Source organism: Parabacteroides faecis (assembly GCF_014647375.1).
In the GTDB taxonomy this organism is placed as follows: domain Bacteria; phylum Bacteroidota; class Bacteroidia; order Bacteroidales; family Tannerellaceae; genus Parabacteroides; species Parabacteroides faecis.
Map to the genome: position 1 here is coordinate 177,590 of NZ_BMPB01000014.1, position 17,807 is coordinate 195,396.

12 protein-coding genes are annotated in these 17,807 nt (G+C 43.1%); 1 reads left to right on the forward strand and 11 read right to left on the reverse strand.

Annotation, left to right across the window (positions count from 1 at the left end; translation table 11 throughout):
• Window positions 1-67: 67 nt before the first annotated feature.
• Window positions 68-1,675: a phosphoenolpyruvate carboxykinase (ATP) gene (gene pckA, locus IEY67_RS19925; protein ID WP_122353446.1), complete on the reverse strand. Its 1,608-nt coding sequence runs from the start codon at window positions 1,673-1,675 to the stop codon at window positions 68-70.
• Between the two features lie 363 nt (window positions 1,676-2,038).
• Between pckA and IEY67_RS19930 the strand changes: the two genes are divergently transcribed.
• The gene (locus IEY67_RS19930; RefSeq protein ID WP_122376388.1) at window positions 2,039-2,659 is read left to right on the forward strand and encodes an RNA polymerase sigma factor; all 621 of its coding nucleotides are present in this window, start codon (window positions 2,039-2,041) and stop codon (window positions 2,657-2,659) included.
• Between the two features lie 67 nt (window positions 2,660-2,726).
• Here the strand turns inward: IEY67_RS19930 and IEY67_RS19935 are convergent, their stop codons facing one another.
• From IEY67_RS19935 to IEY67_RS19980, 10 genes are all read right to left on the reverse strand, one after another.
• Complete coding sequence (locus tag IEY67_RS19935; protein WP_122353448.1) at window positions 2,727-3,419, reverse strand: 3-keto-disaccharide hydrolase; 693 nt, start codon at window positions 3,417-3,419, stop codon at window positions 2,727-2,729.
• A 14-nt stretch (window positions 3,420-3,433) separates the two neighbouring features.
• Window positions 3,434-4,780 carry a Gfo/Idh/MocA family protein gene (locus IEY67_RS19940; RefSeq protein ID WP_183671967.1) on the reverse strand — a complete coding sequence of 449 codons (1,347 nt, stop codon included), beginning with the start codon at window positions 4,778-4,780 and terminating at the stop codon, window positions 3,434-3,436.
• A gap of 11 nt (window positions 4,781-4,791) precedes the next feature.
• Entirely contained in the window at window positions 4,792-6,201 is a 1,410-nt protein-coding gene (locus IEY67_RS19945; RefSeq protein ID WP_183671968.1) for a BT_3987 domain-containing protein, read from the reverse strand.
• A gap of 15 nt (window positions 6,202-6,216) precedes the next feature.
• Window positions 6,217-8,073: a RagB/SusD family nutrient uptake outer membrane protein gene (locus IEY67_RS19950; RefSeq protein ID WP_183671971.1), complete on the reverse strand. Its 1,857-nt coding sequence runs from the start codon at window positions 8,071-8,073 to the stop codon at window positions 6,217-6,219.
• Window positions 8,074-8,084: 11 nt separating this feature from the next.
• Window positions 8,085-11,441, reverse strand: coding sequence for a TonB-dependent receptor (locus IEY67_RS19955; RefSeq protein ID WP_183671972.1), 3,357 nt, complete (start codon window positions 11,439-11,441; stop codon window positions 8,085-8,087).
• Window positions 11,442-11,636: 195 nt separating this feature from the next.
• A complete protein-coding gene (locus IEY67_RS19960; RefSeq protein WP_183671974.1) occupies window positions 11,637-12,839 on the reverse strand; it encodes a FecR family protein in 1,203 nt (400 codons plus the stop codon).
• A 163-nt stretch (window positions 12,840-13,002) separates the two neighbouring features.
• The gene (locus tag IEY67_RS19965) at window positions 13,003-14,013 is read right to left on the reverse strand and encodes a 2-oxoacid:ferredoxin oxidoreductase subunit beta (protein ID WP_183671975.1); all 1,011 of its coding nucleotides are present in this window, start codon (window positions 14,011-14,013) and stop codon (window positions 13,003-13,005) included.
• A 3-nt stretch (window positions 14,014-14,016) separates the two neighbouring features.
• Entirely contained in the window at window positions 14,017-15,870 is a 1,854-nt protein-coding gene (locus IEY67_RS19970; RefSeq protein WP_183671976.1) for a 2-oxoacid:acceptor oxidoreductase subunit alpha, read from the reverse strand.
• Between the two features lie 87 nt (window positions 15,871-15,957).
• Window positions 15,958-17,169 carry an alanine dehydrogenase gene (locus IEY67_RS19975; RefSeq protein ID WP_183671978.1) on the reverse strand — a complete coding sequence of 404 codons (1,212 nt, stop codon included), beginning with the start codon at window positions 17,167-17,169 and terminating at the stop codon, window positions 15,958-15,960.
• A 49-nt stretch (window positions 17,170-17,218) separates the two neighbouring features.
• Window positions 17,219-17,740 carry a shikimate kinase gene (locus IEY67_RS19980; RefSeq protein ID WP_122376382.1) on the reverse strand — a complete coding sequence of 174 codons (522 nt, stop codon included), beginning with the start codon at window positions 17,738-17,740 and terminating at the stop codon, window positions 17,219-17,221.
• Window positions 17,741-17,807: the final 67 nt, after the last annotated feature.

A 17,807-nucleotide genomic window follows, 5' to 3' on the forward strand; every position in this document is an offset into this window, starting at 1 on the left:
CAAAATGTTCTGCGCTTTTTGATTTTTTATACTTAACCTTCGGTAGGAAATACCTCGGGCAAATAAATTACAATTTCGGACCAGCAGCAACCAAAGCCTTACCAGCTTCGTTACCAGTGAACTTAGCGAAGTTCTTCTGGAAACGTGCAGCCAAATCTTTCGCTTTTTCATCCCACTGTGCAGGATCAGCGTAAGTGTCACGAGGATCAAGGATCTTCGGATCAACACCCGGCAATTCTGTAGGAACAGTAAAATCGAAATAAGGAATAGTCTTTGTCGGAGCTTTGTCGATAGAACCATCCAGGATAGCATCGATAATACCTCTTGTATCTTTGATAGAGATACGTTTTCCGCTACCGTTCCAACCTGTGTTAACCAAATAAGCCTTAGCACCAGTCATTTCCATTTTCTTAACCAGTTCCTGACCGTATTTAGTCGGGTGCAATGACAAGAATGCTGCACCGAAACAAGCTGAGAATGTAGGAGTCGGTTCAGTGATACCACGTTCTGTACCAGCCAATTTAGCTGTGAAACCAGAAAGGAAGTAGTACTGAGTCTGTTCCGGAGTCAGGATAGATACCGGAGGCAATACACCGAATGCATCAGCAGACAGGAAGATAACCTGTTTTGCGTGCGGGCCTTTAGAAACCGGCTTAACGATGTTTTCGATATGATAGATAGGATAAGAAACACGTGTGTTTTCTGTAACAGACTTGTCAGAGAAGTCGATAGCGCCGTTAGCGTCTACTGTACAGTTTTCCAACAGGGCGTCACGTTTGATAGCGTTCCAGATATCCGGTTCGTTTTCCTGGCTCAAGTTGATAGTCTTAGCATAGCAACCACCTTCGAAGTTGAATACACCGTCGTTATCCCATCCGTGTTCGTCATCACCGATCAACAGACGTTTCGGGTCAGTTGACAATGTAGTTTTACCTGTACCTGACAAACCGAAGAAGATAGCCGAGCTCTTGCCTTCTTTGTCTGTGTTAGCAGAACAGTGCATAGAAGCCATACCCTGCAGAGGCAACAGATAGTTCATGTAAGAGAACATACCTTTCTTCATTTCACCACCGTACCAAGTATTCAGGATAACCTGGATCTTTTCAGTCAGGTTGAATACAACAGCAGTTTCAGAGTTCAAGCCAAGTTCTTTATAGTTTTCAACTTTAGCTTTAGAAGCATTCATGATAACGAAATCAGGTTCACCGAAGTTAGCCAATTCTTCAGCAGAAGGACGGATGAACATATTTGTTACGAAATGAGCCTGCCATGCTACTTCCATGATGAAACGCAGTTTCAGACGGCTGTTTTCGTTAGCACCGCAGAATGCGTCAACAACGAACAATCTCTTGTTAGAAAGTTCTTTTGTTGCTAATTCTTTACAAGCCTTCCAGCATTTTTCGTCTACTGGTTTGTTATCATTTTTATATTCTTCAGATGTCCACCATACAGTGTTTTCGCTGGTAGCATCCTTAACAAAGAATTTATCTTTAGGAGAACGTCCTGTATAAACGCCAGTCATAACGTTTACAGCACCCATATCAGTTACCTGACCTTTTTCGAAACCTTCCAGACCTGGTTTTGTTTCTTCTGCGAACAGAACTTCATAAGACGGATTGTGTACAATTTCTGTCACACCTGTGATTCCGTACTTGCTTAAATCTAAATTAGCCATTCTTGATAATAATTTAAATGATTGACTTTATATAACTTTTCTCTCTCTCGAAATTAAAAAATAATAGAACTAATACCTGTTTGTAACCTGCTGTTACCCCGCCTTGTTAAGACCGGTACAAAAGTAATATTTTTTTTTATAGCTGATACTCTATTAAGGAAATTTTTCAGTAATAATTGCTCTTTTCCATGCAATTAACAATCAGGGTAGTCTATTTGTCAACTACACTTTACAATCTGCGACAGAAGTGTCAACCAAAGTAGTCACTTGGAAAAAAGTGAATATATTTACAGAAAAAGATGAGTAGTTTTTCCCAATCTTTGTGTTCTGATTCTGAACAAGGTCTAACCACGTAGCATTCTTATGAGAAAAAACACTGAGTCAACCCCCGTGACTGCAAAAGAGAGATACTCAGATCAGATAATCTGGGAGAATTTTCTTTGTGGAGATGATGAAGCTTATACATATATTTATAGAGAGTACTCGCAGGCATTATATGCTTATGGCATGCATTTTACCTCTGATAAAGGGCTGGTAGAAGATTGTATACAGGATGTGTTCGTAAAGATATTTCAGAACCGCAAACATCTCCAGTCTACGGACAATATCAAACTATATCTTTTCATATCCTTGAAAAACAAGCTATTTAACATATTCAGAAAAGATATAAAATACAGTCAGATCGATTCGCTGGAACCTGTTTTTGCAGCAGAATATACGATTGAGGATGAGATTATCGAAAATGAAAAAGAACAATTCCTGAATGAGAAAATGATCCGGATGCTCGAGGTTTTATCGCCACGCCAGAAGGAAATCATCTATTATCGTTTTGTAGAAGGATTATCTTATGAAGAGATTTGCCAGATCATGGATATGAATTACCAATCTACCCAGAATCTGATACAAAGGTCTTTAAAAAAGCTGCGTACCACTTTCTCACGGGCAGAAATGCAATTTGTCCTGTTCCTTCTTATCAGTATATAACTTACAATTGCCTATAAAACAATTCATCAGTAATCTGTCGTTTGTTTTATAAGCAATTGCGTGGTTCTCAATCGAGAACTTTTATACGGATATATCTGAACCTGACTACCGAGTCGTGTCCCAGGAAAGCGATGTGACCACATGAATTACGCAATCCGGACTGTACTTTATCATACGGAATATCCTTAATCACTTTCTTGATATTCGTATCGAGAATGACCGTCCCATTCAATATGATCTTAATATTGGCTCCCCGGGCTATCACTTCCTGTTGATTCCATTCGCCCACCGGTTTTAAATACCCGCGCTTGGCCGGAGCATAATTATATAAACCTCCGTGATACTGGTAGGGCTTCAGGTCCTTATATTGAGGATCGTCATTATCCAGTATCTGAAGTTCCATACCCAAATAACCTTCCGGAACTATGATATGCCGAAGACCCAATCCGTTATTTGCTCCGGGTGTCAGTTGAAATTCAAATTTCAATACGAAATTACAGTAACTATCCTCCGAATAAAGATTACCGAATCCCGAGGCTTTTTTAGCAATACAACCGTTTTCCAATATATACTCATCAGAGTTGTTAATCCATCCATCCAGAGTAGTTCCGTCAAACAACAACCGGTAACCATCCTTCTTCTCCTGCTCCGATAACCGGTATGGAACAACTGTTTCCGCTGTCGATGGAAGAACCGGATTCGATGCGAACAAAGGACAGCTTATTAGCAACAACAAGACTGCATATCCTATAATTTTCATAGACAAATCTCCTTTTAAAGTTTATTTTTTCTTTCTTTCAGATTCTCAGCATCCCAATAAACAGCCTCTCCCCGTTCATAACTTTCATAACTCAACAAGGCCGGAGCAGCGGATCTTACAGAAAACATGACATCACAAACAAGCGGGGTTTTATTACGGATACCCGTAAAAAAGTTTTCAAAATGATCATAATGCCCACCCTTATAGTCCGATGAAGCAATGAATTCTATCTCCTTTTCCGATTTGATAACCGGCGTATCAATCCCCTGTCCTATCGGCTCCAATGCTTGCAAGAAGGCCGTATCAGCCTTATGCAACGTTTTTAAAGTGACCTTATCCCATGCCACATCGAGAGTTCCTTCCGAACCGACAATACGAAAGTCCATACTTCCCCATTTACGGGAAACACCGTCGACATAGTTTGCACCCAACTGTACGGTGAATGCTCCCAGATCCTCTCTGTCCGGATAATCCAGATAAGCAAGCATCACATCAGGAGTATCCCGGTATCCGTCTGTATAATGCCGGATACCACCTGTCGTATAAACTTTTTCCGGACCAATAGCATCAGTTATATAGTGAAGGCTTGCCAGCACATGCACGAACAGATCTCCGGCAATGCCGGTTCCGTAATCTTTCCAGTTCCTCCAATAAAAGAAACGTTGGGGATCGAATTTATGCTTAGGTGCATTTCCTAAGAACCGTTTCCACCAGATTGTTTTTTCAGAAGCATTATCAGCTACCGGATAATATCCCAATGTTCCCGGAGCACCCGTAAACTGCCCGTCTATAAAATTGACTTTGCCGATAGCCCCGGATCGCAACAGTTGCCGGGCTTTTCTATTCCCTAAAGAAGCCATACCCTGACTCCCGGCCTGAAAATACATACCGCTTACCCGTTGCGCATCGATCAGTTTTTCTGCCTCACTGATTTTATGGATAACCGGTTTTTCACAATATACATGCTTACCAGCTTTCATGGCAGCAATGGCAATGGGTTGATGCCAATGGTCGGGAGTTCCGATCAGTACGGCATCGACATCGCTACGTTTCAGAATATCATTATAATCTTTTGTTGTGAAAATATGATCTCCCCACTGTTTTTTAGCATCCTCCAAACGCGTTTCATAAACATCACATACGGCCGTGATCTTTACCCCTGGTACCCGTAAAGCACAATTCGCATCAGCAGTCCCCATTCCGCCTTTACCGATTAAAGCAATGCGTATCTCGCGGGAACCGACAGATTCCCCATTTCCAACCACTCCGGAAGAGTTTCCCTCCGCCAGGAGTTGGGGAGCTGAAGGTAATAATATACCTCCAGCCATCATTTGTTTAATAAAAGTTCTTCTATTTGACATAACATCTGTTATTAAATACCCCAACCATTAATCTCTGCTACCTGGCAAACCGCACCACTTGCTTTGCCCAATGCCGGATCTGCATATTCAAATGCATCCGTAATAACGAAACGGATATAATTGGCTTGTTGCATTGAGAAATCCAGTTCCATTGAACGATCCTCCAGATTGCTTTTGCGGCTCCAATCTACAATTTTTGTCCAATTCTCACCATCTGTGCTAACTTCAAAATAGCCTGATTTGATATTTCCCAGTGATTCATCTTCCGGCAACTGGAATCCCAAACGATATAAACTACAACTCTCCTGCAAATTTATAGTGACAAAATAAGGAAATTCAATCGGCTTGATAGCCCTTGTACACCAATAAGTGTTATTATTATTATCCAGTAGATTATCCGGTATATCCATCGACGAAGCGTTCTCGACTTCATCCGTAATAATAGAATTACACTCTTCTATCGTCCAGTCGGTTTTCTCCATAACCGGGGGCTGGATAGAGATCGGATAGATTGTAACATCCGCCTCCGGATCGATTCCGTACTTTGAGACAGAAGCTATTTTGAGAGGAAGGGCATAGTACCCGAAAGCATAATTATTTTCATCTACTTTAAATGCTTTCTCCTCCAATGTGATTTTTAGATATTCATAATCCCGGTTCTTTTTCAGGATACAAGTCGAACGATCTATCGTATAGGCACCTTCCGGCAGTAATTTATATTTTCGGGCACCTGCACTCAGGGAACCGTTATATTCATCCAGTGCAGCTGAATTCACCTCGACATCATAAGAAATATCCCAGTCATTATAATAATTGACCTGTACCTTAGGATAAATGACCAGAACATCATCATCATCCGTTTTTATACTGAACTCAGATCCCGTCCTGTATATACCCGGAGTTTCGAAACCGATATAAGGCTGATAAACAGAAGGCTTGATCAGAATCTGCGCCTTATCCTCCTCTGCGATCCGAATATCCGCTTTATCGGTCACCAACAAACAGGGCAGTACATATTGCAAACCATCGTTGCCCAGATCAGTCAGGGAGGCGGGATCAAAATCAATCAGAAAGAACTTTCTGTAATCATCTTCCGTAAAAGATAAACTCCCCTCTTTCAGCGAATAACAATTATCCGGCATCAGTTTATAATCGGTACCGTTCGTTTCGTTATAAGCAGCCAAAACGGATTCATCCACCGACAGGCGGACGGTTGCGGAATGATTTCCTTTACCACTCTTTATCACAGGCAGTTCATAGGTAAAAGTACCCCAATTAAAGACCTTAGCTTCCAGCAACCCTGATTTTTGCAGATAAAGCTGATCATCCAATTCATCCGCATCCCTGTATTCGTCACATGAAACAAACCACAACGAGAATACCGATAAGGCCATCAGAAATATATTATATTTGAATTTCATATTCTTCATTTTTTATTACCAACCATAATTTTGTGTCAAATTCTGCATTTCATTCAATTGCTCCTGAGGAATAGGGAACAGATAATTTTTGTCCGTGAATACCCTGTCTCCTGAAGCCCAGATAGACGTTGTCCTGTGCCATGAGTCTTCATAATTTTTCGCAGCGACATTCCTTGTCCATACTTTTCCGTTCAGAACATCTTTAGCGGTCATCCACCGGCGAAGGTCCGGTAGCCGGAGTGTCTCGAATGCCAATTCGACCATACGTTCTTTCTGTATAAGCTCACGAAGTAAGTTTTTATTTCCTTTGACTTCCGGATAAGCATCCTCCAGTTTATTCAAACCGGAACGTTCACGGACCAGGTTGATATACTTCAAAGCTTCGGCCTCATCCCGGTTCGGTTTTTCGTTACAGGCTTCCGCATAGTTCAGATAAATTTCCCCTAAACGAAAGATCGGAGCGACCAATTGCCCCCAGTTACCCTGGTCCGTATTCAAAGTCGGGTCGGTCATTCTGCGCCAGGAATATCCAACCTTTACGCAATCGCCACTACCTGAATAGGAAGAAGTACCTCCATCAAAGAATGTAACGGCCTCTTTTCTCATCGCCGGATTCAGCCACGGGAATCCATTCGCTAAAACAGAAGCATAAAAACGAGCGTCACGCCCGACACAACTGTTATGTGCTTTTACAAGCAGGAAAGTATCCAACGGATGTTTATAACTATCCTTAAAACCATCTTCCACATAACCGGATTTCGAGTCTATAACCGGAGAACCATCCGCATTATATCCCGTGACAGGGAAGCGCCCTGAAGCAGCCATAGGATAAGTATCGACCAAACGGATAGAAGGGCAATATCCACCATAACCGGTCTTACAGAACTGGGGAGGATTACAACGAACAACAATGAACATTCCATCAGTTTGCCATTGTCCCCAAATAAGTTCTTTATTCCATTTTTCCAATGTTATCGCCATATACGAACGGATTGCCCGTTTGAACGGATCTGTTTCTGTCGTGTTCCGTACCAGATCATAAATTCCCAGATCGATGACAGCCTTAGCTGCATCAGCCGCCTTTTGCCACTTTTCTAGGTCCGGTGACTGCGGGAATAATAATTCTCCGTCTTTATTCTGCATTCCCTTATACAGAGAACAGCCATTGAACAGCGGACTTGCCATATACAACAGGAAACGGGCCTTAGCAGCCAACACAACTCCTTTCGTTACACGCCCGTACCAACTGAGATCCGTAATCTGTAAAGGTAAAATCTCTGCGGCCTTATCATATTCTTCCAGCACAAACTGCACATTTGCTTCCAGCGGATGGCGATCAACATCTTCCGCATGAATACTGGAATCAGAATCCTGGTCTCCCCAAACATAAATCGGTCCGTACCGATCTATTAAGAGTGTATAGAAATAAGCTCTCAAAAAACGAGCCTCCGCCTTCATTATATCTTTTTCTTTCTGGGTCAATTCCACACACTCATCTACGTGGTTCATAAATACGGTAGCCTGATTAATGGCCTGATACATATTTTTCCAGATCGCATAGGAGGTAGTCGTGACACTCCATGTCCCATTCAAAAAACTATGGTACCCCAATCCGGACATCCAGGAAAACAGAGCTTCATCACTCATGGGGATATTAGCACCGACAGCATTTTCATGCCAATTATATGTCTGGGGAACAAAGCCATACACTTGTGCCAGATATTGTTCGGTTGTGGAACGTTTATTGAATACTTCCTCCAGTTTAATCTGATTATCCAACTCTACATCCAGAAAACCATCACAACCGGTAAACAACATGCCGATCATGCATAACAGACTGATTACTGTATATCTATGCTTATATTTTTTCATATGCTTAATAATTAAAAGTTAACATTCATTCCTATGGCAGCCGTACGCATTTGGGGATATAGTCCTCCGGTTCCGGTATTCAGTTCCGGATCCCATAATTTGAAGCCGCTAAACGTCAGCAGATTGACACCCTGTATATAAAAACGTATCGTCGAAAGACCTATCTTTTGTATCAGTTCTTTAGGTAATGAATATCCTATCTCCGCATTTTTCAAACGGATATAGCTCATATCGCGCCACCAAAAGGAAGACTGTTGCTTATTATTGTCAAAGGCCGACATCCACATACGGGGATATTTCGCATTCGGATCCGGATTCCATTCAGTCCAACGGTTCTCTGCTACCTCTTCATAGAAGTTTCCAAGAGACAGAATACTGCCGTCACTACCGTACACCTGGCTTCCTCCGATCATACGCCCTACATGGGTAGCTCCCTGAAAGAATACGGATAAATCAAAACGTCTCCATCGCAGGCTCACACCGAAACCATAGTTGATCTCAGGGATTGTCGTATATCCCATCGGAACCCGGTCGTTTGAGTCGATAATCCCGTTCCCGTCTATATCCCGGTATTTGATATCTCCCGGACGTACCGGACCGAAGGTTTGTGTCGGACTGTTCGCAATATCTTTCTCCGACTCAAACAAACCAATAGCAACCAGCCCCCTATGTTGATCCATCGGAAAACCTACATCATTCAAATAAGGCCATTGCTGATTCGGTTTATCATCATACAATACTTTATTACGGTTAAAGGTAAAGTTTCCACGTCCGGATATATATAACTCATCATTTACCTGCTGTTCATATTCCAGCGTCATATCTATCCCCTGATTCTGCATCTTACCTAAATTCACATACTGCGTCACGTTAATACCGACTACCGAAGGAATACTTTGTTGCTGAATATAAATACCTTCGCGTTTTTCTTTAAAATAATCGGCACTCAGTTTAATACGATGGAACAGTCCTAATTCAAAACCGACATCCGTCTTCTTGGCAGTTTCCCAGGATACATTTGGGTTACCGGGATGTCCGGTTGCGATACCTCCGATCCACTTTGCCTGATCACGTCCGAAATTCCAACCTCCCGTATACTGCATCTCGGTATTATACGCAAAACGACGATCACCGCCGATCTTATCATTTCCTATCTCTCCATAAGAACCCTTAATCTTCAATAAGGAGATCACAGATGACAGGGGTTTCCAGAAATCTTCATTACTGATCATATAGCCCAAAGCACCGGAAGGGAAAAAACCGAAACGTTTTCCCGGAGCGAAGTTTTCAGAGCCATTATAACCAAAATTGAATTCTGCAAAATATTTATCCCTGAAAGAATAAGCTGTACGGCCTGCAATACCGATATTTCTATTGGCAAAAGCTGCAATATAATCAGTCGGGAAGTTGTTGGTATATTCCCGGATATTGAATAAAAACAGGCCATTCACCCGATGGTCATCGTTAAATAACTGATCGTATGTAAGCGATGTTTCAAAGTTCCAGGTCTGTGCCCCTCTGTTAGAGCGAGCCAGAGAAAGGAAATCATTACCGTCGCGGTTCTGATGTAAAATCAGATTTCCTTCCTTATCTCTTCCCAAGGCATCGTATGTAACCGGCGACTTACGCTTATCCAGAGTCGATTCATTACGGGCATCCCATGAGAATTTTGCATTCCCTTTTAAACCGGGAGTAATAAATGAAAAATCCTGTGTCAGGCTGATCAAAGATTGAGCATTGTTCCAGAAATCAGCAGAATAACCTGTATAGTTCAGATCCAGATAAGGATTAGTCCCTACAATAGGGCGGGACAAGCTACCATCTGAAAATACGGGAACAACAGCAACGGAAGGAACGGCCAATGTATTCTCATAAACACTTTCCATTGCAACCCCTAAACGGTTCTTAATTTCATATTGGTTCGACAACGAAAGACTCAGTTCCGTCAACCGGGTCACATTAATATCGACATTGGCCCGGAAATTGATTTTTTTGTATCCGACCTGGGGATCATACTGAGGGTTCTTCACCGGTTTAAAAATACCATTCTCACTATAAAACGAACCGGCAACATAATAGCGGACACTTTTACCTCCTCCCGAAACATTGACATTCGCACGGATATTATTCGATATATTGCGGAACGTCGTATCCCACCAGTCCACATTCGGATACAAATCCGGATCCGTATGATTGACATATTTATCATATTTCATCGGTTGATAAGCCAATTGACCATTTCCCTGTAATGTGATGTCATTATAATAGTCCATCCATTGGGAGGCATTCGCCATTTTAGGTGTTACGGTCGGATTGGAAATCCCATATTCCACCCGGGCATTGATAGCCGGTTTTGCCTCTCTTCCCCGTTTTGTTGTGATCAGGACAATCCCGTTTGCACCACGCACTCCATACAATGCCGTAGCTGTCGCATCCTTCAGGATAGAAAAAGTCGCAATATCTTCCGGATCGACCAAATCCATCGATCGTTCTATCCCATCCACCAGGATAAGCGGTGTATTGTTTGCCCCGAAAGAGCTGATACCCCGTATCCAGAAGTCGGCTCCGGCACCGGGTTCCCCCGTACGTTGTATGGCTACAATACCAGCCATCTGCCCGGCCAGACTTGTACTCAGCTTCGCCACAGGTACCTGAAGCTGTTCAGAAGTAATGGTAGATATAGCACCTATCACACTAGCCTTCTTTTGCTTACCGTAAGCAACAACGGTAACCTCTTCCAATTCATCTACTTTAGGTTTCATTCTGATCACAACATCATTTTGGTTACCGATAACTACTTCCTGATCTTCCATTCCCAGATAAGAAATGACTAACTTATCCGATTTGTTCACTTCCAGTTCGAAAGAGCCGTCCAGGTCAGTCGTCACACCACGGGTACTTCCTGCAACCAGGATAGCAGCTCCCGGCAACGGTTCACCAAAGTCATCCAACACCTTACCCCGAAAAGTACTTTTGTTCTGGGCTTTCAGTGGCAACGGACCAATTAAACCTGTATCCTTTTTCTTAGAGATAAATATCTGACGGTCTTTTATAACATAGGTATTATCCGTTCCCTCGAACAACTGTTTCAATATAACTTCCACAGTCTGATCAGTGATATCCAATTTCACCTTCCGGTTAATATCCAATACACCATCATAATAGAAAAATACATATTCACTTTGCTTTTCTATTTCAGAGAAGATTTCCTGTACAGTCTTATTGTTCGCTTTCAAAGACAATGTCGTCGATTGCGAATAAGTATCATTAGCCAAACTTGCATTTATTCCCAAGATCAGGAATATAGCGGCGATTTTCATAATGCGATATTTAACACTCCAGTAATTGGAGAATCGTTTATTTACCATATCTTTGTATTGATTTTTAAATGGTTATTTTCAACTAGTTAATTTAAAGATCCAACCGGATAACATGGCAGTGTTATCCGGTTTTGTAAGCATTTACAGATCTATTATTATTCCATTCGAACTTTTTCCATAGGCTTTCAAATTTAAGTTGTTAACATATATGCTTCAAAAAACAATAACCTAATACACAATCATTTATTTACCTACTTTGACTAATATATACTCCTCACCTACTTTCTTGTAGAGGATCGGAGCTGTTTGACTCAACCCATCCAGAACAACCTCCAGGTCCTCCTGCATATCAAGCTTTCCTGAACATCTTAAATCTGCCACATCAGACTTGTAACTGATCTTTTTCCCATAATAACGGGATAAACGATCCAGGATTACCGACAAATGTTCACTTCTGTATGTATATAACCCATCTTTCCATAAGATATAATCATTTACATTGACATCCTTTATATCACATTCTCCCTTATGATAAGAGAACATCCTGTTAGGCTCCAGGCGAAAATCTTCATCATCCCTGGTATCTACCTGCACACTCCCCGTCACCAGGACTACCGATGCCGATTCGTCCGTTTCGTATGCCATTACATTAAAAGAAGTACCCAGAACCTGTACATCCATCTCCTTCGTTTTTACGACAAAAGGTCTGTTCTTATCCGGTGCTACCTCCAGGAAAACCTCGCCGTTTACATAGATTTCTCTTTTTTTATCTGCGAATGCCACCGGGTACACGATCCGGCTACCGGCATTCACCCAGACTTTGGTTCCGTCCTCTAAAATCAAGGTAGAACGTTTCCCGTTCGGAACGATCAATTGATTAAACTCCAATGATCGCTTGGAGGAGTTAGCAGAGCTTTGAAACGCATCTGCGATTTTTTCCGAATTAACGACCACCGTCCCTTTTGCATCATATTCGATCTGAGATTCCTGTCCGCTGATCGGAATCTGCTTATCGGGTAAAACCAATTGTATATCATCCGCTTCCGGAGTAACAGCCATTTCCCGGGCAATGGCTTCTACATCCGGAGTTTTGTTTACATTGGTATATATATATGAAATAGAGAATATAATCAAAACAGTGACACAGGCGGCAACCATCCATATAAAAGAACGAAAGCGACGATTACGTTGCATTTGCAGGATCTTGTTCGAATCCTTGATCCTTGTCCATAATAAATCCTGTCGTTCATTACTCATTTGCTCTTTCTTTACACGGATGGAACGTAAAAAGAATACTGCTAACTGGTATTCCTGCTCATCCAGTCCGCCGGCGATCTGTCCTTTCCAGAAATTGATCGTATCCAGCGTCGGAGAAGTGTTTGATTCGATAAAGAAATCATCTTCCAACAGCTTTTCCGTGGTATATTTCGTATAATCTTTATTCATTGTTCCAATAACGTTTTTCTTTCAAAACACAGGTTTCGATCATTTATACTCACTTTTTTCCGATAAAAATCAACTTTTTCATTTTCCTATGGACGAAGATGGATAAAACAAAAAAGGGATGATCGTACGATCATCCCTCCTGTTTCAGTATAACAGTAAATTCTTATTTTACTTCCCAAACTTCCCCTTTCATCAGGAAGTCTTTCAGTGTACGGGTAGGATTCTTTGCCTGCACTTCTTCAATCTGCTGATGAACGGCCTCATCGTACACCGGAGCATCCACATCGCGGATAACCCCCAGGGCGATTGGCATATCATCCGACATCATAGCCAACATCAGATGAAGCGTACTATCCTTTTCATGGGCATCATGAACCAGAATATCATCCATCGTATAACCATCTTCACCGATCGTGACAGCTTTCAGTTTCAGTCCGTCCAGGACAAGACCTTTATTACCTTCCTTACCAAAGATCATCTTTTCGCCGTGGCGCAGGAAGATCGTACGGTCGGCACGGTATTCCTTATCGACAATACTTTTGTGTATACCGTCGTTAAAAATTACACAGTTCACCAATACTTCCGTAACAGAAGCACCTTTATGGCGGGCAGAGGCAGCCAGCACTTCAGTCGTATTCTTCAGGTCTACATCGATCACACGGGCAAAGAAGTTTCCGCGCGCACCCAAAGCCAGCTCAGCAGGAACAAAAGGATCTTCCACCGTTCCGTAAGGAGAACTCTTGGAGACGAAACCACGGTCGGACGTCGGTGAATACTGTCCTTTAGTCAGACCATAGATCTTATTATTGAACAGGACTATGTTCAGGTCGACATTACGGCGTACGGCATGGATGAAATGGTTACCGCCGATAGCCAGACAGTCGCCGTCACCGGTGATCAACCAGACACTCAGGTCGGGACGAGCAGTTTTCACACCAGTTGCGATCGCAGCACCACGTCCGTGAATGGTATGGAAACCGTATGTATTCATATAATAAGGTAAACGGGAAGAACACCCGATACCCGAGATAACGGCCATATTATGAGGAGCCACTCCTACTTCCGCCATCGCTTTGTGTAAGCAGTTCAATACGGCATGGTCTCCGCAGCCCGGACACCAACGAACATACTGGTCGCTTTTATAATCTTTCGGTTCGAATTTTATATCTGTCATTTTTTAAGCCTCCAATATTTTAGTGAATTCCTCAACTAATCTCGCAACAACGAAAGGCTGACCTTTCACGCGATTGAATCTGTACGGATTAAATCCGGGAACCTTACCACGCAGATAGTTGGCAAACTGTCCGTTATTCTGTTCGGCAACAACCACCTTCTTATATCTGGAAAGTATTTCTGCCGTATTCTTCGGGAGCGGACTGATGAATTTGAAGTGAGCTAATGCCACCTTCTTTCCTTGTTCCTGCATCGTTTCCATCGCTTCATACAAGTGACCGTATGTGCCACCCCATCCTACCAGCAACAGATCTGCATCGGCATCTCCGATCACTTCCTGCTCAGGGATAAAGTCGGCAATCTTATCGATCTTAGCCTGACGGGTGGTAACCATCTTCTGGTGGTTGATCGGATCGGTCGAGATAGCACTCGTTTCGTAGTCTTTTTCCAGACCACCCAAACGGTGTGCGAAACCTTCCATTCCCGGAACAGCCCAATAACGAACCAGGCTTTCTTTATCACGACGATAAGCTTTCCACGGTTTTTCTTCGTGGTAGTTAGAAACGTAATTCGGTTTGATCTCCGGATAATTTTCCAGATCAGGTAATTTCCATGCAGACGAACCGTTTGCAATAAAGGCATCTGTCATTAGGATTACCGGAGTCATATGTTCAACAGCCAGTTTACCTGCCCAGTAAGCGGCATCGAAACAGTCTGTCGGAGTAGATGCGGCGACAACCACCAGCGGGCTTTCACCGTTACGTCCGTAAAGAGCCTGCATCAGGTCGGTCTGTTCACTCTTGGTCGGCATACCTGTTGAAGGACCGCCGCGCTGTACGTCGATGATAACCAACGGCAACTCAGCTATTACAGCCAGACCGATCGCTTCACTCTTCAGCGCCAAACCGGGACCGGAAGTAGATGTAGCAGCCAGACAACCGGCGAAGCTTCCGCCGATAGCCGTACAGATACCGGCAATCTCGTCTTCCGCCTGTACCGTGATCACACCCAGATCTTTCCGTTTGGACAATTCATGTAAAATATCAGTAGCCGGAGTAATAGGATAACTACCCAGGAAAAGTTGCAAACCTGCTTTTTCTGCGGCAGCGATCAACCCGTAGGATGTAGCTTTGTTTCCGTTTACGTCTGTATAGAATCCCGGTTCGGCCTTCTTACTTTCAATGCGGTAAGTAGAAACCGACGCATGGATATTATGACCATAATTATAACCGTCTGTCAACGCTTTGATGTTGGCTTGTGCAATCACCGGCTTTTTGGCGAATTTATTCTGGAGCATGTGCATGGCTTCTTCCAGAGGACGGTCGAACAACCAGCAAACAAGTCCCAGAGCAAACATATTCTTTGAGCGGAGAGCCGATTTATTATCCAGACCAAATTCTGCCAATCCGTCTTTCACCATCGTGGAGATCGGAGCAGCAACAACCTGTACACTGTTCAGTCCTAATTCCTTGAACGGATCGTCAGTTGTAAACAAAGCCTTGTCCAGATCACTCTTTTTGAATGAATCGGTATCGATAATGACAATTGCATTTGGTTTGATGTGCTTCACGTTCACTTTCAAAGCGGCGGGGTTCATGGCAACCAAGACGTCCGCCTTATCACCAGGTGTAAAGATCTTCCGTGATCCCAGATGCACCTGGAATCCTGATACACCACTCAGTGTTCCCTGAGGAGCACGTACTTCCGCCGGATAGTCGGGAAATGTAGAGATCTCATTTCCGAAAATAGCCGACAGATTAGAAAAGATCGTTCCGGTTAACTGCATACCATCCCCGGAATCCCCCGAAAAACGGATTACAACCTTTTCCAACGTTGTTACTTTTGTTTGTTCTGCCATAATTACTTATATTAGCTTAATCGCTTGTTTGTAGTTAGATTTCCGCAAAGTAAAGAATAAACTTGGCTAGTTCAAAACTTTTGAGACTTAAAAAGCAGAAAGATATAGATCCAGGTTATTTGATGATAAATTAAAATGATTAGACACGTAATTGTTTACAGGTTTTCCACAATACATGTAAACCCCTGAACGAAAGCCATCATCTGCCTTTATCATATTCTGGACTGTTCCGGCATCTCCCAAAGCGAGGAAGACGGGTATAAATATATTACTGAAAGCCATCGAAGTGGTACGTGCCACCCGGTTGCTGATATTAGGCATACAATAATGCAATACACCGTATTGCTCGAACACGGTCGGATCGGATTTTGCAAGGCAGCAGGTCGTTTCAAAACAACCTCCCTGGCTGATACGCAGATCGATCACCAGCGATCCCCGTTTCATGGTCCGGACTAGTTCTTCCGCGATCACATAACGGTAACGTGTATTGATATAACGCATTGCTCCGATCACAACATCGGCAGTGCGGAAAGCATTATGTAATACGTTCGGATGGAAATTGGAAGTAAACAATCCCTGCCCCAACACCTGTTGTATAGTACGCAACTTGTTGATATCGTCATCGAACACCTTGACGGATGCCCCAAGTGCCAATGCCGCCCGGGCAGCAACAGTTCCGGCATTTCCGGCCCCGACGATCACGATTTCAGTAGGTGATACACCGGGAATACCTCCCAATAGAATCCCTTTTCCTCCCTGGGTATTACTGAGTAATTCAGAAGCAATGGTGATGGAAGCGGTCCCTTCTATCTCTGAAATCACATTCAGAACAGGGCACCTTTTCTGATCGTCCGACATCAGCTCATAAGCTATAGCCGTGATCCGCTTAGCCATCATCAATTCAAAGGCCTCCGGAGCAAAGAGGTTCAACTGAACCATAGAAAAGACAGTTGAACGGGGTTTCATCAACAGGATCTCCTGCGGCAACGGAGGAAGTATCTTCAGAATTATATCCGCCTGGAAAACCTCCGCCGGAGTAGCGACGATCTCGGCACCAGCTTCGGAGTAATGATTGTCGGAGTAATTGATTCCCAGACCGGCACCCGACTCTACCAATACGCGATGTCCGCGATCGGTCAGCATGTCAACAGCCTCGGGAGTAAGCGCCAGGCGTTTTTCTCCTTCTTTCCGTTCACAAGGGATACCAATCAGTAACCGATTACCTATCTTATTTAATTCTTTCAACAACTCCTGGGTAATATACGCACCCTGGGGCTGCTTGCCTCCTGTTGCTTCCATAATACGATTTTACGGTCGGCAAGTCCGACAACTGACTTACGTTATTAGGTTATAATATTTTTTCCAATGCTTCCGAAATTTCATGTACATCCGTCTCCGTCAACATCACTTCGGCGTCAAATACGACTGAAGCTTTCATATAATAAGGAGTTCTTTTCTCCAGGCTTTCGGCTATAAATGCAATCAATTCATCGCCGGAACGTCCTTTCAGCACGGGCCGGGTCGATTTACAGACTTCAAGCCGCTTTGCCAGTTCTTCCACCGAGACCTTCAGATAAACAGTGGTCCCTGTCTCGTTCATAAACTCCATATTATCAAAAAAACAGGGAGCGCCGCCGCCTGTAGAGATCAATACATCTTCAAACATGGCCACTTCATGGAGCATCCGCCGTTCGATATCACGGAAAGCCTCCTCCCCTTTTTCAGCAAATATCTGCCCGACTATTTTATGGTAACGGGCTTCGATATAACAGTCCAGGTCTATAAAAGAGAGTCCCATTCGTTTGGCGAGGTCTTTACCGACCGTCGTCTTTCCGGCTCCCATATAACCTATCAAAAAAATACGCTTCATTTCGTATATGATTGTTTACCGCAAATGTAAAGTTTTTTTTCTTCATTACTTTTCTTTCAATAGAAAA

Coding starts and splice junctions, on each gene's coding strand:
- IEY67_RS19965 (WP_183671975.1), bottom strand. CDS start 14,013: ATGACAGATATAAAATTCGAACCGAAAGATTATAAAAGCGACCAGTAT.
- IEY67_RS19955 (WP_183671972.1), bottom strand. CDS start 11,441: ATGGTAAATAAACGATTCTCCAATTACTGGAGTGTTAAATATCGCATT.
- IEY67_RS19980 (WP_122376382.1), bottom strand. CDS start 17,740: ATGAAGCGTATTTTTTTGATAGGTTATATGGGAGCCGGAAAGACGACG.
- IEY67_RS19970 (WP_183671976.1), bottom strand. CDS start 15,870: ATGGCAGAACAAACAAAAGTAACAACGTTGGAAAAGGTTGTAATCCGT.
- IEY67_RS19975 (WP_183671978.1), bottom strand. CDS start 17,169: ATGGAAGCAACAGGAGGCAAGCAGCCCCAGGGTGCGTATATTACCCAG.
- IEY67_RS19945 (WP_183671968.1), bottom strand. CDS start 6,201: ATGAAATTCAAATATAATATATTTCTGATGGCCTTATCGGTATTCTCG.
- pckA (WP_122353446.1), bottom strand. CDS start 1,675: ATGGCTAATTTAGATTTAAGCAAGTACGGAATCACAGGTGTGACAGAA.
- IEY67_RS19960 (WP_183671974.1), bottom strand. CDS start 12,839: ATGAATAAAGATTATACGAAATATACCACGGAAAAGCTGTTGGAAGAT.
- IEY67_RS19930 (WP_122376388.1), top strand. CDS start 2,039: ATGAGAAAAAACACTGAGTCAACCCCCGTGACTGCAAAAGAGAGATAC.
- IEY67_RS19935 (WP_122353448.1), bottom strand. CDS start 3,419: ATGAAAATTATAGGATATGCAGTCTTGTTGTTGCTAATAAGCTGTCCT.
- IEY67_RS19940 (WP_183671967.1), bottom strand. CDS start 4,780: ATGTCAAATAGAAGAACTTTTATTAAACAAATGATGGCTGGAGGTATA.
- IEY67_RS19950 (WP_183671971.1), bottom strand. CDS start 8,073: ATGAAAAAATATAAGCATAGATATACAGTAATCAGTCTGTTATGCATG.